Genomic DNA, 15,501 nt, shown 5'->3' with positions numbered 1-15,501 from the left:
GCTCGTCCCGACCCCGGAGGTGTGCATGCGCTTCATCGCGACCGCCGACTGGCAGCTCGGCATGACCGCCCGGTTCCTCGGCGACGAGGCACGCGCGCGGTTCCACCAGGCCAGGCTCGACGCGGTCCGGCGGATCGGCGAGGTCGCGGTCGAGACCGAGGCGTCGTTCGTGGTCGTGTGCGGCGACGTCTTCGAGTCCAACCAGCTCGACCGGGCGATCATCGCCAAGACGTTCGAGGCGCTGCGGGCGTTCCCGGTGCCCGTGGTGCTGCTCCCCGGCAACCACGACCCGCTCGACGCCGCATCGATCTACGATGCGCGGGCGTTCCTCGATCGCGTGCCGGATCACGTGCACGTGCTGCGCGACGCCGCTCCGTTCACCGTGGTCGAAGGCGCCGAGATCGTGGGGGCACCCTGGTTCGGCAAGCATCCGACGCGCGACCTCGTGGCGGACGCCTGCTCAGGCCTCCTCCCGACGCCCGACGGGGTGGTGCGCGTCATCGCCGGCCACGGCGTCGCCAGCACGCTCAACCCCGACCGCGACGCGCTCGCTGCCATCGACGTCCCGACGTTGACGAAGGTCCTCGACGGCGGCTGCGCGCACGTCGCCGTCCTCGGCGACCGGCACTCGACGACCGAGATCGAGCCGCGCATCTGGTACGCCGGTGCACCCGAGGTGACGGCGAGGGTCGAGGACGATCCGGGCAACGTGCTCGTGGTCGACGTCGACCCCGGCAGTCGTGACGTGTCGGTGGTCCGGAGGCGGGTCGGTCGCTGGAGCTTCGACGTCGTCGAGGAGCGGCTCGACTCCCTCGAGGACGTCCACCGCCTCGCCGACCGGTTGCGCGCGATCCCTGACAAGGAGCGCCACGCGATCTGGCTCGCGCTGGTCGGCACCCTCTCGACCTCCTCCAAGGCGTCGCTCGACTCCGCGCTCGACGACGCCGGTGACCTCTTCGCCCACCTCGACCTGTGGGAGCGCCACACCGACCTCGCCGTGCTGCCCGACGACCACGACTTCGCCGACCTCGGGCTCAGCGGCTTCGCCCAGGCAGCGCTCGACGAGCTGACGGCCCAGGCACGGTCGGAGGCCGCGGCGCACGAGGTCTCGGGCGAGGCCGGGCCGGAGACGGTCGCCCAGGATGCGCTGAGCCTCCTCTACCGCCTTGCAGGGGCACGGCGATGAGGCTCGTCCGCGTGACGCTGCGCAACTTCCGCGGCGTGGAGGAGGCGACCGTCACGTTCGCCGAGGGCGTCACGGTCGTCGTCGGCCCCAACGAGACGGGCAAGTCGTCGATCGCCGAGGCGATCCGACTGCTCCGCACGACCAAGTCGAGCGCACGGAGCCAGGCGGTCCGCAACGTCCAACCGGTCGGGCGCGACGTCGGGCCCGAGGCCGAGATCGAGCTGCAGACCGGTCCGTACGACCTCGTCTACCGCAAGCGCTGGCTGAGCCGACCGATCGCCGAGCTCGACGTCCGCGCCCCGGTCCCGCAGCAGCTCAGCGGCGACGACGCTCACCAGCGCTTCGACGCGATCCTCGCCGAGACGGTCGACGTCGATCTCTGGAACGCGCTCGAGGTCATCCAGGGTCAGGCGCTCGACCAGCCGTCGCTGGCGCACATCTCCGCCCTGCAGCAGGCCCTCGACGACTCGGCCGGCGCGACCGGCGACCACGATGCACTGATGGCGGCCGTCGACACCGAGTACGAGCACTACTTCACCCCCGGGGGCAAGCCCCGCGGCGACTATGCGACCGCGGCGGCGACGATCGCCGAGCTCCAGGCGCGGGCAGCGGCGCTCCGCGCCCGGAGCGCCGAGATGGACCGCTACGTCGACGAGCACCACACCAACGAGCAGGAGTTCTCCCGTCTGTCCGCCCTCGAGGTCGAGACGCAGGCGCGGCTCGAGCGTTCCGAGAAGGCCGTCCGGGCTCTGGACTCGTTGCGCAGCGAGCTGACCCGGACGGAGGATGCCGTCCACACCGCGGAGACCGGACACCTGCAGGCTGTGCGGGACCTCTCCGCGCGCCAGTCCCTGGCAGACGATCTCCGTGGTCGTTCGGAGGCGGTGGAGAAGGCCCACGTGCGGCTCGAGGCGGCCACCACGGCGCACGATGCCGCAGGGCGCGCTGCCGAGGAGGCACGTTCCGCCGCGGCCACTGCCGCCGACCGGGCGACCGAGGCCAGACGTGCGAAGGACGACGCTGCTGAGCGCGTCGCCCGTCACCGCGACCTCGCCGAGCGCGACGCGCTCGCCCATCGGGTGCGCCGTGCCCGCGACGCCGGCACCGCGCAGGCACGCGCTCACGCCGAGTGCGCGTCGATCCCCGTCGACGACGCGGTGCTGGCGTCGTTGACCGAGCTGGCGACGACCTTGCGGGTCGCCGAGGGCGCGCGTGATGCCGCAGCTACCCGGCTGAGCATCCGTGCGCTCGGCCCGCAGCAGGTCCGGGTCGGTGACGAGGTGCTCTCCGAACAGCCCTACGTCGCGGCGGTGCTCGGCGAGACACGCGTCGTCGTCGAGGGAGTGATCGACGTCGTGGTGAGCCCTGGGACCCCGCCGGCCGACCTCGATCGCCGCGTCGACGACGCCCGCGAGGCGTTCGAGGCTGCGCTGCGCACGTCCGGCACGGAGTCGCTCGAGTCCGCTCGGGTCGCCCACGAACGCCGCCGTGCGGCAGCGGCCCGCCGAGACGCCGCACAGACCACCCTCGCCGACGCGCTCGATGGTGCGACGCTCGACGAGCTCGAGGTCCGACTCGCGAGCCTCGAGGTCCGACTCGCGAGCCTCGAGGTCCGACTCGCGAGCCTCGAGCAGCGGCTCAGTGCCCGTGAGCACCAGCCCGAGGCCTCCCCGGCGGTTGCGGGTGATCCAGGGCCGGAGGCGGCGGTTGCGGCGGCTGCTGCGGGTGATCCAGGGCCGGAGGCGGCGGCCACGGCTGATCCGAGGCCGGGTGCGGTGCCGTCTCGCGAGGACCTCGACCTCACCTACGCCGTCGCCCGCGAGGCCGCCGCCGAAGCCGACGCCGCCGCAGAGCGGGCCCGCACCGCCCACGAGGTCGCCCGCGACACGTTGGCGACCGCCGCTGAGACTGTGGTGCGTGCGCAGCAGGCCCTGGACGGCGCCGCGCACGAGCTCGAGGGCGCGACCGCACGGCTCGGCGCAGCCCGAGACGAGCGCAGCGACGACAGCCTGGAGGAAGCCGTCGCCGTGGCTTCCGCCTCCCGTGAGGCCTCGCAGACCGCCCGCCAGGCGGCGCGAGCAGCGTGGGAGGCCGCCTCGCCGGAGACTCTTGCCATGGAGCTCGACAACGCTCGCGCCCTCGTCGTACGCGTCGACGCCGAGCTCGACACCGCTGCTGCCCGCCGGGTCGAGCTCGCGACCCTGCTCGAGGACCGCGCCACGGAAGGCATCCACGACGCGCTGATCGAGGTCGAGGCCGCACTCGAGCGCGCCCAGACGACGTACGCCCGTACGCACCGCTCCGCCCAGGCGGTCCACCTTTTGCGTGCGACCCTCCGGAGCCACCGCGACGAGGCGCAGCGCCAGTACGTCGCCCCGTTCAAGGAGCGCATCGACCGCATGGGGCAGGTGGTCTTCGGAGCAGACTTCCAGGTGACGGTCGGGACCGACCTCGCCATCGAGTCGCGGACCCTCGGCGGCAGGACGGTTCCGTTCGGGTCGCTGTCCGGCGGTGCGCGCGAGCAGCTCGGAGTCCTCGGTCGTCTCGCGTGCGCGCAGCTCGTCGCCGCCGACAAGGGGGCGCCGGTGATCCTCGACGACACCATGGGGTTCGCCGACCCCGATCGGCTCGAGCAGCTCGCCGTCGTCCTCAACGACGTCGGACGGACGGCGCAGGTCGTGCTCCTCACCTGCCAACCGACCCGCTTCGCGAGCGTCGGCAACGCTCGCACGGCCCGGCTGGTGGCCTCGTGACACCGCGGCACTACTCGTTCGCGAGCCTGTGGCACGTGCCTGCACCGGTGGAGCGGGCGTTCGACACGGTCGCCGACCTCGAGCACTACGCCCGCTGGTGGCCCGACGTCCGCCACGTCGTCGGCATCGACGACGACACTGCCCGCGTGGCGATCAGGTCCTCGCTCCCGTACACCCTCCATCTCACCCTCCACCGCACCCGCGTCGACGCCGGAGCCCGACACCTGCTGGCCGAGATCGCCGGCGACCTCGAGGGCTGGGCGAGCTGGCGGCTGACCGCTGCGGCGGACGGCGCCACGACCCTCCGCTACTCCCAGGAGGTCGTCACCACCGAGCCGTGGATGAACGCTGCCGGGCACCTGCTCGCCCCTGCCTTCCGACTCAACCATCGGGCGATGATGCGACGGGGTCAGGCCGGCCTGGCACGTCACCTCGCGTTCGCCTGACGAGACCGTCGACCTAGAGTGGCCCGCGAGGCCCGCTCCACGACGGAAGGACCACTGTGCACCGCACACACGCAGGCTCGATGCTTGCCGGAGTCGCCCTGCTCGCCCTGACGCTCGCCGGATGCGGCTCCGCCTCCGACGTCGTCACCGCCTCCGCGGGCTCGACGGAGGCACCGGAGCCGGCCTCGCCCTCGCGTACGGCGACGCTCCCGCTCAAGAAGGTCGACACCGACCTTCCCAAGGTGGGGGAGGAGATGCCGGCGTTCCGCAGCCCGACCGGCAACATCGTGTGCCGGGTCGCGTCCGACGGGGCACGGTGCGCGATCACCGACTACTCGTTCACGCCGCCAGACCGACCTGACGGGTGCGAGGGCAGCTGGGGCGGGGAGCTCGTCCTGGACGAGTCCGGTGGCTACTTCGCCTGCGCCGTGCCGGAGATGTCCGGCAACTCGCCCGAGCTCGAGTACGGCAGCTCCACGGTCATCGGTGACTACGGCTGCACCAGCCAGCGCACCGGCGTGGTCTGCGTCCACACGGGATCGGGGCACGGGTTCATGGTGTCGCGCACCAAGACCGGCACGTTCTAGTCAGCGCAGGCAAGCACCCCGTCCGGGGCGACGGAACCCGCAGACGACGTCACCCGGCCGAGATCCAGGATCTCGGCCGGGTGACTGTCGTTCGGGACAGCAGGCTCAGGTCAGAGCGTGCCTGCCTCGCGTCCGCTCGCGGGGACCGTGGCGTACGGGTCGGCCGCAGCGACGCGATCCTCCTTCGAGCGCACCGGGAACTTCTCCTCCAGCAGGACCGCGATCGGCGAGGCCACGAGCACGGTGCCGACCGTGCCGAGGATCAGGCCGAGCAGCAGCGCGATCGCGAACGGCTGCAGCGAGGAACCACCGAAGATCGCCAGCGCGGCCAGGATGAAGATCGCACCCAGGCCCGTGTTGATCGTGCGGGGGATCGTCTGCATGATCGCGTCGTTGAAGACCCTGCGGAGGCTCTTGCTCCCGCGTTCTCGGAGATTCTCACGGACGCGGTCGAACACGACGATGGTGTCGTTCACGTCCAGGCCGATGATCGACAGGATCGCTGCGAGGAACACGCCGTCCACCGGTTCGCCGACCCAGGCGAAGATGCCGACCACCAGCGTCACCGTCGTGGCGAGCGCAAGGACGGCCGCTCCGGCGAAGGTCCACCGGAACCGGATCGCGAGATAGATCATCTGTGCACCGAGCGCGATGATGAAGGCGATGATCGCCTTGTTGCGCAGCTCGTCGCCGAGGCTCGGGCCGATCAGCTCGTCGCGCTCCTTCGTCGCCCCTCCGGCCGCGTCGCTGAGCGCCGCCTCGATCTGGGCGGCCTCGTCGTCGGTGATCTGGTCGGTCCGGACCGTGATGTTGGTCTGGTCGCCGGACTCGCCGCTCGACTCCTGGACCACCGCGTTCGGGAAGCCAGCGTCAGCGACCACCTCGCGAGCCTCGTCGGCCGAGATCGCCTTGCCGACCTGGTAGTCGAGGACACGCCCACCGGTGAACTCCACGCCGAGGTTCAGGCCTTGCGTGACCACACCAGTCACCGCGATCACGATCGCGACGATCGTGCCGATGATCAGCGTGCCGGCCTTGCCCATCACGAACGGCCCCTTGGTGACCAGCCACTCGCGGAACTTGCCCGTGCCCGAGAGGCCCGTGATCCCCGGGCGCTTCTTCACGAACGAGCGACGCACCGCCCAGTCGGTCAGCACACGCGCGATGACCAGTGCCGAGACCATGGAGGCGATCGTGCCGATGGTCAGCGTGACGCCGAAGCCCTTGACGGGGCCGCTCGCGAAGATGAACAGCAGGCCCGCGGCGATGACGGTGGTGACGTTGGAGTCGAGGATCGCCGACCAGGCCTTCTGGTAGCCGGTGTCGAGCGCTCGCGACAAGCCCTCACCGGTTCTCCGGGTGTATTCCTCTCGCGCTCGTTCGAAGACGAGCACGTTCGCGTCGATCGCGAGACCGATCGCCAGCACGAATCCGGCCAGGCCCGGGAGGGTCAGCGTCGCCCCGAGCCAGACGAGCATCGCGTACGAGAGGAGGGCATAGGTGCCGAGCGCGATGCTGGCGAGGAAGCCCATCAGGCGGTAGACGATGACGATGAACACCGCGGTCAGCGCCACACCGAGGAGAGCGGCCTCGACCGACGCCTCGATCGCGGCGTCGCCGAGCGTCGCACCGACCGTGCGCTGCTCGATGACCTCGACGGGCACCGGAAGGGCGCCGCCCTCGATCAGGACGGCGAGGTCCTTGGAGGAGTCGGCGGTGAAGTTACCGGTGATGCTGGTCGTCGAGCCGGCACCGGAGCAGAGGCTCGGCTGGACCTGCGGCGAGGAGATCACGCGCTGGTCGAGCATGATCGCGATGCGCTGGCCGCCCGCGGTGTTCGCGCAAGCCTCCTGGACGAGGCCCTGCCACCCCGGCGTGCCCTCGCCGTTGAACTTGACGTTGACCACCCACTGGAGGGACTGCGTCTCCTGCTCGGCGTCGGCACTGCTCACACCGTTGCCGTCGAGGGCGACCGGGCCGACGACGATCGAGTTGCCGTCCTCGTCCTCGACGACCGTCTGGCCCTCGGCAGGCTTGGTGGTCTCGTCGGCGGGGCCGACGACGTTGTGGAACGACAGCTGCGCCGTCTGCCCGATGACCTTCGCGGCCTCGCGGGGGTCCTGGACACCGGGGAGCTCGACGATGATGCGGGTGTCGCCTGCGCGGGCGAGCGTCGGCTCAGAGACTCCCAGGGAGTCGACGCGACCTCGGATGACCTCGAGCGCACGGTCGGTCGACTCGCTGTCGGCCTTGACGCGGTCGGTGGACTGGGTCTCGAGGACGATCTGCGTCCCGCCCTTGAGATCGAGGCCGAGACGGGGTGAGAAGTTCAGGGCGATGATCGCCGAGAGGACGAGGACGGCGAGTGCTGCCACGGCGCGCCACAGCGGCGCGCGGGACTTGGTACCTGACACGGGAAGGCTCCGGGCTTCTGACGATGATGACCGCACGGGGTGCGGAGGACTGACGGGGTAGATCCGTCAGCGAGGGGGAGCCCGCGTCTGCCTGGGGGGCGGTGCGCGACCCTGCGCGGGGTCGTGGTCCGCGGAGATCGCGTCGGTGACCAGGATGAGGCCGCGAACGTCGGCCCGTGGCGGGACGGTGCCGAGGTCGGGCCCCAGGGCGTGCTGGTCGGACTGGGTGCGAGCGCCGACGTCCACCTTGTGCAGCGTGCCCTTGGTATGGACGTCGATCCGGGTCGGAGAGGACCCCGCATCGGCTCCGGCGGGCGCCTTAGCGGTCACGCTGGCTGAGGCAGCAGTGCCGCCGATCGTCAGAAGGAGCGCCGCGAGGGCAGCCGCGAGCGTCGCAGCAGCCCATCGGGAGACGTTCCTCAGCACCGGAGCAGTCTAACCGGACACTCCCAGGCCGCCGGTGCGCGCGGTGACATCCGTCACCTCGGACCAGGCCGGGGCCGTGTCGGTCAGGAGAGGTCGGCGATCGCGGTGCCGATGGCCCGGTGGAACGTCGGGTACGCCCAGATCGTCTGCCGGAGCTCGTCGACAGGCACCTCGGCCTGGATGGCGACGGTCAGGGCTCCGAGGATCTCACCGCCTGCCGGGCCCGCCGACGTGGCTCCCACGAGGACCTGACGGTCGGAGTCCGCCACCACCTTGACGAACCCGGCGGCGCCCGGCCCGTACGTGGCGCCGCGCGAGGATGCCGCGAGGTCGGCGGTGCCGGTGAGCACGGCCAGGCCGGCGTCACGCGCCTGCTCCTCGGTGAGACCGACCGCGCCAACCTCGGGATCGGTGAAGGTCACCCGCGGGAGCGCGTGGTACGAAGCAGCCGGGCCGGAGCGGTCGAGGATCGTGGCGACGGCGATCTCCGCCTGATACATCGACACGTGGGTGAACCCTCCCTTGCCGGTCGCGTCCCCGATCGCCCACAGTCCGTCGACGACCTCGCCGGAGTCCTGGTCCGCCAGCACCCGCTGGTGCGGGTCCGTGGCGACGAACCCGCGCTGCGTGCGTACGCCGACGCTTTCGAGGCCGAGGCGGTCGGTGTTGGGCGTACGTCCCGACGCAACGAGGAGCCGCTGCGTGTCGAGCGTCGTGCCGTCCTCGAGGTCGAGGCTGAAGCGCTCGCCGTCGTGCGTGACGCCGACGACCGTGCTCGAGGCGCGGATCGTGACGCCGTCGGCCTCGAGCGCCTGCGCAACGAGGTCGCTCGACTCGGGCTCCTCGTGGGCAAGGAGGCGTGGGCCCGCCTCGACGACGGTCACCGCGACGCCGTACCGCGCGTACGCCTGCGCGAGCTCCACCCCGATCGCGCCCCCGCCGAGCACCAGCAACGACGTCGGGGGCTCGGCGCTGCGGAGGATGTCGCGGTTCGTCCAGTACGGCGTGGCCGCGAGGCCGTCGATCGGCGGTGCGGCGGGCCGGGTCCCGACGTCGAGCAGGATCCCGCGCCGTGCCGTCCACGAGCGACCGTCGACCGTGACCGTACGGGGGCCCGAGAGGGTGCCCGTACCCCTCACCAGCCGCGCGCCCGCGCGTTCCAGCCGCTCCACCGCAGCGGTGTCGTCCCAGTCGGCCGTGACCTCGACCACCCGGGCGTACGCGTCGGCGAAGTCGGGTTTGACGGTGACCGCGCCGGCGACACCGTCGGCCACGCGGGCGCCGGAGAGGAGGTCGGCCGAGCGGATGAGGGTCTTGGAGGGGATGCAGCCGTAGTACGGGCACTCGCCGCCGACCAGAGCAGCCTCGACGGCCACCACCGAGAGTCCGGCGCGGGCGAGCTCGCCCGTCGCGTACTCTCCGCCCGGCCCGGTCCCGATCACGATGACGTCGACAGTCTCGGCCTGAGCAGCATCCATGACGCCGAGCATGGCGTACGCAGAGGAATCGCGCAGTGCACGGGGGAGGCCGCAGGGAAGTCGAGGGCAAGCGGCGGACGGCTCGGGGCGGAAGCTGTGCGCCGGGCTGGGAAGCGCCTCACGGCGCATGGCCGCTCGTAGCGGCTAACTGTGGGACCCGGGGCTACCGCAGCCCGGCGCACGCACCAGCCTAGGGCACGCCTCCCAAACCCGCGTCCGGTCGCTGCTAGCCGAGGTCGCCCTGGCGCTCATGGGCTGCGGCTCGCTGAAGGGCTGCCGCGGTGTCGACGAGGCGGAGGGCGCTGAGGGCGTCGTCGCCCTCGTCCTCGTCGAGTGCAGCCCGCCCGATCCCGACGATCCGGGCAAACGCCGCCGCGCGGTCCAGCGTGTCGGCCAGGTCGTTCGTCACGACGCCGCGCACCACCGCGTCGACCAGAGCGACGACCTCCTGCGGCCCGGGCGGGTCGACCACGCCCGCGACGACCTCGTCGACCGGCGCGTGGCGTTTGCCGGCGTCGAACTCGCGTGCCGCGCGCACCGGGTCGCGACGCACCCAGGTCCTCAGGACGTACAGACGCCACAAGGCCCCCGCGAGGGAGTCGGCCGGCGCGGTCGCCCACAGCTCGGCCAGGAGGTCGAGCCCGTGCTCGTCGGCCAGCGCGAGAACCCGGTCGGTTGTCTCACGGTCGGAGGCATCCCGGGCACCGCGCACCAGGAGGTGCGCGACTCGGGCTCCCGCCTCGGCGCGCGTCAGCGGGTCGTCGTCGCCGGGAAGCGACGCGAACAGGTCCGGACCCGCGACGAGCGGCTTCTTGAACTCGGCCACCGGCCCAGCCTAGTGGGCTGCCCGGACGCGGTCAGAGACCGCCGTACGACGGGTTCTGAGACGGCCGCGCGACCCGGTCAGAGACCGCCGTACGACGGGGTCAGCGGCTGCTGCGGGCGGCGGCGAGCGCCGCCGCCGTGAGGGCCACCTGCCAGGGACGTGCGCCGCGGCTGGTGAGGAACTCCGCCACCGCGTCCTGGTCGCCGCCTGCGGGGTCGTCCCAGGCGAGGCGTCGGACGATCTCCGGCGTGAGGAGGTTCTCCGAGGGGAGGTCGTGGCGCTCGGCGATCGCGGTCAGCGCGGTGCGGTACGCGGCGAGCCGCGCGGCGGCCTCCGGGTTGCGATCGGGCCACGCGCGAGCCGGTGGTGGGCCGTCGGCATCGCTCGACGCCGCCGACGGCAGGTCGCGCTCGAGCACCTCACGTGCTTGCGTCACCGCGGTGTCCCACGTGTCGAGGTAGCGGCGCGCCCCGCGACTGCGCATCACGTCGAGGTCGCGGAGCTCCTGACGGCTGGCGGGGTTCGCACGGGCGATCGCCACGATCACGGCGTCGTTGAGCACCCGGCCGGGGGTGATGTCGCGCTCGCGGGCGATGGCGTCGCGCGCCTCCCACAGGGAGCGGACGAGGGCGAGCCGGCGGGCACCACGGACCTTGTGGATGCCGGACGTACGGCGCCAGGGCTCGGCTCGCGGCGGGGGACCGGTGAACGACAGCAGGGCCGAGAACTCCTCTTGCGCCCACTCCAGCTTGCCGGCCTCGTCGAGCCGCCGCTCGAGCTCGTCGCGCAGCCCGACGAGGGGCTCGACGTCGAGCGCCGCGTACAGGAGCCACGGCTCGGGCAGCGGACGGGTGGACCAGTCGGCGGCAGAGTGCTCCTTGGCGAGGCTCATCCCGAAGACCTCCTGCACGAGCGCCGCGAGGCCGACCCGGGGAAGGTTGAGCAGCCGGCCTGCCAGCTCCGTGTCGAACAGCGTGCGCGGGCGCAGCCCCACCTCGGCGAGCGACGGCAGGTCCTGCGTCGCGGCGTGCAGGATCCACTCCGTCGGCGCCAGCACCTCGTCGAGCGCTCTGAGGTCGTCGAACGCCACCGGGTCGATCAGCGACGTGCCGGCGCCTTCTCGGCGCAGCTGGATGAGGTAGGCGCGCTGGGAGTAGCGGTAGCCCGACGCCCGCTCGGCGTCGATCGCGACCGGCCCGGTGCCTGCCCGCAGCTGATCGAGCACAGCGGCGAGCATGTCGGGGTCGTCGACAACACCAGGCAGCGGCTCGTGCAGCTCCAACGGCGGCAGCACCACCGGTTCGGGCGGCTCCTCGGCGGCCGCCTCCGCCGGATCCTCGGCGGGGGGCTCGATGGTGTCGGTCACCGCCGCGGCCGTCCCTCGCGCCCACGGCGGGGCAGGGTCAGCACACCGGGGGCCAGCGGCGGGAGCCCGGCGACGTTGCAGAGCAGCTCGCTCCACGCGGAGGCGTGTCGCGCCAGGTCCTCGCCCGATCCGAAGAGCGGCGTCCACGAGGCACGGATCTCCAGCTGTGCGCGCGAGCCGTCCTCCTCCATCCCACCGAACCCCTCGGTGCGGACGGTCGTGACGCTGCCGCTCGGCGCGACGTACGCAGCGCTGCGGGAGTAGAGGGACTCGACCAGCCAGCTCCAGCCGACCTCCGGCAGGACCGGGTCCGCCGCCATCTCCGCGTCGACGTCGGCACGCGTGAACGTCACCAGGCGGAAGGTGCCCTGCCAGGCGTCGTTGCCGCCCGGGTCGTGGAGCAGGACGAGGCGGCCGGTGCCGATCTCCTCGCCACCAGCGTGGACGTCGCCGCTCTGCGCGTACGAGTACGGGGCGATCCGTCGGGGAGCCGGAAGCTCCTCGCACACCACCTCAGGTCGCAGCTCGGCGTCGCGCAGCGCGGCGACAGCATCGATGAACTCGGACGGCTGACCGTCGAGCTCGCTCCGTGCTGCCATTCCCCCACCTTAGATCGCCCTGGCGCAGACCTGGAGCAGCGACGCGCCGTGCGACCTGCGAGGATCGACGTGTGAGCGCCCCGCAGAAGGACGACAAGTCCGCTGAGCCGACACCTGTGAAGCCTGACGCCGCGAAGCCAGAGAAGGCGACCAAGCCGAAGGCACCCGACGCGAAGCCAGAGAAGGCAGCGAAGCCGGAGAAGGCAGCGAAGTCGGAGACGGCAGCCAAGCCGAAGGCACCTGACGCGAAGCCGGAGGGGGCACCCGCCAGCGCCTTCCTCGCGGCCTGCCGGGGCGAGAAGCCCAGCCACGTCCCCGTATGGTTCATGCGCCAGGCGGGCCGGTCGCTCCCGGAGTACCGGAAGGTACGCCAGGGTGTGCCGATGCTCGAGTCGTGCACGCGCCCCGAGATGGTCGTGGAGATCACGATGCAGCCGGTGCGCCGCTACGGCGTCGACGCGGCGATCTTCTACTCCGACATCGTGGTGCCCCTCAAGGCCATCGGGGTCGACCTCGACATCGTTCCGGGCACCGGGCCGGTCGTCGAGAACCCGATCCGCTCCGTCAAGGACGTCGAGTCGCAGCTCCGTGACCTCGAGCCGGACGACGTCTCGTACGTCACCGAAGCCGTCCGCGGACTCGTCGGTGAGCTCAAGGGCACGCCACTCATCGGGTTCTCCGGAGCGCCGTTCACGCTGGCGTCGTACCTGATCGAGGGCGGCCCGTCGCGCGACCACCGGCTCACCAAGGAGCTGATGTACCGCGACCCCGACACCTGGGACGCCCTCCTCGGCCGGCTCGCGAAGATCGCGGCGGCCTTCCTGCGCGTCCAGGTTCAAGCCGGTGCGCAGGCCGTCCAGCTGTTCGACTCGTGGGCCGGCTCCCTGTCGCGCGACGACTACGAGCGCTACGTGAAGCCGTACGCCGCCGAGGTGCTCGACGCCGTAGCCGACCTCGAGGTGCCGCGGATCCACTTCGGCGTGGGCACGGGCGAGCTCCTCGGCGAGATGGCGGACGCGGGTGCCGACGTCGTCGGTGTCGACTGGCGCGTCGATCTCGCCGACGGCATCAAGCGCGTCGGCTCGAAGCGCGCCGTCCAGGGCAACCTGGACCCGACGGTCCTCTTCGCTCCGGACGACATCATTAAGGCCAAGGCGGACGCTGTCCTCAAGGCGGGGAGCAAGGCGCGGGGCCACGTGTTCAACCTCGGCCACGGCGTCCTCCCGGCGACCGACCCTGACGCGTTGGCACGCCTGGTCGACCACGTCCACGCGTACGAGGTTCGCTGAAGGGACGGCGCATGAGCTCCTCCGTGCACGTCGCGGTCGTCGGTGGCGGTCTCGCCGGCGCCACGGCTGCCCGCGAGGTCGCCACGCGGTTGCCCGACGCGGTCGTCACCGTGTACGAGTCGACGGACCACGCCGGCGGCAAGCTCGCCGGCGCGGAGGTCGGCGGCGTCACGGTCGACGTCGGAGCCGAGTCGATGCTGAACCGGCGGCCCGAAGCGGTCGCGCTCGCCCGGGAGGTGGGGCTGGGCGAGCGCCTCGTCCATCCCGAACCGGTCAGCGCCGCGCTCTGGACACGCAGCGCGTTGCGTTCGCTGCCGCCGTCGGTGATGGGGGTCCCGAGCAGCATGGCGGCCCTGGCCGACAGCCGGGTGCTGAGCCGCGCGGGGCTGGTCCGTGCCCGGGCCGACCTGCCCGTGCCGACCCCGTCGGACGACGTGTCGGTCGCTTCCTACGTGGGGCGCCGACTCGGCCGCGAGGTCGTCGACGTCCTCGTGGAGCCGCTGCTCGGCGGCGTCTACGCGGGCCATGCGAACGAGCTCTCCGTCCAGGCGGCCGCACCCGCGATCTGGGCCCTGCACAAGCGCGGCAGCCGGATCGCGCACGCGGCGGCGGAGCAGACGGCTGCGGCGTCACCCGGCCTGCCGCCCGTCTTCGCGGGTCTCGACGGCGGCCTGTGGCAGCTGCCGCGCGAGGTGCTCAGCCACCCGAGCATCGTCGTACGCACGCGTTCCACCGTTCGCGAGATCGCTGCAGGTGCCGACGGGCGGTGGCGGCTCGTCGTCGGACCTGCGAACGCCGCGGAGAGGGTCGACGCCGATGCCGTCGTCCTCGCCACGCCGGCAGCGCCGACCGCACGGCTGCTCGCCCCGTCGGTGCCGATCGCCGCCAGGGTCCTGCGGGAGATCGACTACGCGTCGATGGCGATCGTGACCCTGGCGGTGCGCCGCGACCAGATCGCGTCGGACCTGAGCGGGTCAGGTTTCCTCGTCCCCCCGGTCGAAGGCCGCTCCATCAAGGCCGCGACGTTCTCGTCGAACAAGTGGGGGTGGCTCGGCAGCCGCGCCGGCGACCTCGTCGTGATGCGGGCGTCGCTGGGACGCGCGGGGGAGGAGCACGTGCTCCAGCGCGACGACTCCGAGCTCGTCGCGACGGCCGTCGCCGACCTGGGCGACGCGATCGGTCTCAGCGGCCCGCTCGTCGACGCGCACGTGCAGCGATGGGGTGGCGGGCTCCCGCAGTACACGGTCGGGCACCTCGCGCGCGTCGCCCAGATCGACGAGGCGGTCGCGGGGACGCCGGGGCTGGCGGTGTGCGGCGCCGCGTACGGCGGGGTCGGGATCCCTGCCGTCATCGCGTCGGGTCGGGCCGCCGCCCTGCAGATCATCGACCACCTCGAGAGCTCGCGGCGACGAGAGGCAGAATGAGGACATGACCACGCACGAGGTTGACCACGAGGCCCTGAACGCGACGATCCGCTACACGGCGTGGTCGGTGTTCCGGCTCGAGACGCCGTTCGGTGACGTCGCTGACCGGTCGAAGGCGATCGCCGAGGTCGAGGAGCTGTTCGCCGAGCTCGCGGACACCGATCTCGTGGTGCGTGGTCTGTACGACGTCTCGGCGCTGCGTGCCGACGCCGACCTCATGATCTGGTGGCACGCGCCGACGGCTGACGCCGTGCAGGACGCCTACCACGCGTTCCGGCGTACGGCGCTGGGCGAGCGCCTGGCCCCGGTCTGGTCGCAGATGGGCCTGCACCGTCCGGCCGAGTTCAACCGCTCGCACACCCCGGCGTTCCTGTCCGAGCCCGGCGGCAAGGCGTACCTGTGCGTCTACCCGTTCGTCCGCTCCTACGACTGGTACGTCCTGCCCGACGCCGAGCGCCGCGAGATGCTGCGCGAGCACGGCATGATGGCCGCCGGGTACGAGGACGTGCGCGCCAACACGGTCTCGGCGTTCGCGCTGGGCGACTACGAGTGGCTCCTCGCGTTCGAGGCCGACGAGCTGCACCGCATCGTCGACCTCATGCGCGACCTCCGTGCGTCGAAGGCTCGGCTGCACGTCCGCGAGGAGATCCCGTTCTACACGGGTCGCCTGCGGACGGTCGCCGAGATCGTCGACACGCTGCCCTGAC

At 72.2% G+C, this 15,501-nt stretch carries 13 protein-coding genes; 7 read left to right on the top strand and 6 right to left on the bottom strand.

All coding sequences use genetic code 11. The features are described 5' to 3' along the window. Window positions 1-25 precede the first annotated feature (25 nt). From GH747_RS07015 to GH747_RS07000, 4 genes are read left to right on the top strand one after another with little or no spacing between them, the layout of a single operon-like run. A complete protein-coding gene (locus GH747_RS07015; protein ID WP_149768878.1) occupies window positions 26-1,186 on the top strand; it encodes a metallophosphoesterase family protein in 1,161 nt (386 codons plus the stop codon). Then, on the top strand, window positions 1,183-3,939 hold the full coding sequence (locus GH747_RS07010; RefSeq protein WP_149768877.1) for an AAA family ATPase: 2,757 nt from the start codon (window positions 1,183-1,185) through the stop codon (window positions 3,937-3,939). The genes GH747_RS07015 and GH747_RS07010 overlap by 4 nt, the downstream gene beginning before the upstream one ends. A 35-nt stretch (window positions 3,940-3,974) precedes the next feature. Then, window positions 3,975-4,385: an SRPBCC family protein gene (locus GH747_RS07005; RefSeq protein ID WP_163695366.1), complete on the top strand. Its 411-nt coding sequence runs from the start codon at window positions 3,975-3,977 to the stop codon at window positions 4,383-4,385. Between the two features lie 56 nt (window positions 4,386-4,441). Beyond that, window positions 4,442-4,972 (top strand): DUF6636 domain-containing protein, encoded by a 531-nt coding sequence (locus GH747_RS07000; protein ID WP_149768876.1) that lies wholly within the window; start codon window positions 4,442-4,444, stop codon window positions 4,970-4,972. A 110-nt stretch (window positions 4,973-5,082) separates the two neighbouring features. Here the strand turns inward: GH747_RS07000 and secD are convergent, their stop codons facing one another. From secD to GH747_RS06970, 6 genes are all read right to left on the bottom strand, one after another. Beyond that, window positions 5,083-7,386: a protein translocase subunit SecD gene (gene secD / locus GH747_RS06995; protein ID WP_149768875.1), complete on the bottom strand. Its 2,304-nt coding sequence runs from the start codon at window positions 7,384-7,386 to the stop codon at window positions 5,083-5,085. A gap of 66 nt (window positions 7,387-7,452) precedes the next feature. Beyond that, the gene (locus GH747_RS06990) at window positions 7,453-7,812 is read right to left on the bottom strand and encodes a hypothetical protein (RefSeq protein ID WP_149768874.1); all 360 of its coding nucleotides are present in this window, start codon (window positions 7,810-7,812) and stop codon (window positions 7,453-7,455) included. 83 nt (window positions 7,813-7,895) lie between these two features. Beyond that, the gene (locus GH747_RS06985) at window positions 7,896-9,290 is read right to left on the bottom strand and encodes a dihydrolipoyl dehydrogenase family protein (protein WP_149768873.1); all 1,395 of its coding nucleotides are present in this window, start codon (window positions 9,288-9,290) and stop codon (window positions 7,896-7,898) included. A gap of 226 nt (window positions 9,291-9,516) precedes the next feature. Further along, window positions 9,517-10,116, bottom strand: coding sequence for a hypothetical protein (locus GH747_RS06980; RefSeq protein WP_149768872.1), 600 nt, complete (start codon window positions 10,114-10,116; stop codon window positions 9,517-9,519). A gap of 100 nt (window positions 10,117-10,216) precedes the next feature. Further along, the gene (locus GH747_RS06975; protein WP_228552814.1) at window positions 10,217-11,482 is read right to left on the bottom strand and encodes an HRDC domain-containing protein; all 1,266 of its coding nucleotides are present in this window, start codon (window positions 11,480-11,482) and stop codon (window positions 10,217-10,219) included. Beyond that, the gene (locus GH747_RS06970) at window positions 11,479-12,081 is read right to left on the bottom strand and encodes a DUF3000 domain-containing protein (protein WP_149768871.1); all 603 of its coding nucleotides are present in this window, start codon (window positions 12,079-12,081) and stop codon (window positions 11,479-11,481) included. Before GH747_RS06970 ends, GH747_RS06975 begins: the two co-directional genes overlap by 4 nt. Before the next feature lie 71 nt (window positions 12,082-12,152). Here GH747_RS06970 and hemE point away from each other — a divergent pair, with 71 nt between their 5' ends. Genes hemE through hemQ form a run of 3 tightly spaced genes read left to right on the top strand, consistent with a single transcriptional unit; the run spans window position 12,153 to window position 15,500 of the window. Then, complete coding sequence (gene hemE / locus GH747_RS06965) at window positions 12,153-13,370, top strand: uroporphyrinogen decarboxylase (RefSeq protein ID WP_228552813.1); 1,218 nt, start codon at window positions 12,153-12,155, stop codon at window positions 13,368-13,370. A gap of 11 nt (window positions 13,371-13,381) precedes the next feature. After that, the gene (gene hemG / locus GH747_RS06960) at window positions 13,382-14,794 is read left to right on the top strand and encodes a protoporphyrinogen oxidase (RefSeq protein ID WP_149768870.1); all 1,413 of its coding nucleotides are present in this window, start codon (window positions 13,382-13,384) and stop codon (window positions 14,792-14,794) included. A 4-nt stretch (window positions 14,795-14,798) separates the two neighbouring features. Then, window positions 14,799-15,500, top strand: coding sequence for a hydrogen peroxide-dependent heme synthase (gene hemQ, locus GH747_RS06955; protein WP_149768869.1), 702 nt, complete (start codon window positions 14,799-14,801; stop codon window positions 15,498-15,500). Window position 15,501 lies beyond the last annotated feature (1 nt).

This window comes from Mumia xiangluensis (assembly GCF_010994095.1).
In the GTDB taxonomy this organism is placed as follows: domain Bacteria; phylum Actinomycetota; class Actinomycetes; order Propionibacteriales; family Nocardioidaceae; genus Mumia; species Mumia xiangluensis.
Note: the sequence above shows the minus strand (reverse complement) of the source record. Positions and strands in the feature narration are given on the sequence as shown.

Excerpts from the sequence above, each read along its gene's own strand:
- GH747_RS07015 (WP_149768878.1), top strand. The coding sequence starts at position 26 with ATGCGCTTCATCGCGACCGCCGACTGGCAGCTCGGCATGACCGCCCGG.
- GH747_RS07010 (WP_149768877.1), top strand. The coding sequence starts at position 1,183 with ATGAGGCTCGTCCGCGTGACGCTGCGCAACTTCCGCGGCGTGGAGGAG.
- GH747_RS06985 (WP_149768873.1), bottom strand. The coding sequence starts at position 9,290 with ATGGATGCTGCTCAGGCCGAGACTGTCGACGTCATCGTGATCGGGACC.
- GH747_RS06970 (WP_149768871.1), bottom strand. The coding sequence starts at position 12,081 with ATGGCAGCACGGAGCGAGCTCGACGGTCAGCCGTCCGAGTTCATCGAT.
- hemG (WP_149768870.1), top strand. The coding sequence starts at position 13,382 with ATGAGCTCCTCCGTGCACGTCGCGGTCGTCGGTGGCGGTCTCGCCGGC.
- hemQ (WP_149768869.1), top strand. The coding sequence starts at position 14,799 with ATGACCACGCACGAGGTTGACCACGAGGCCCTGAACGCGACGATCCGC.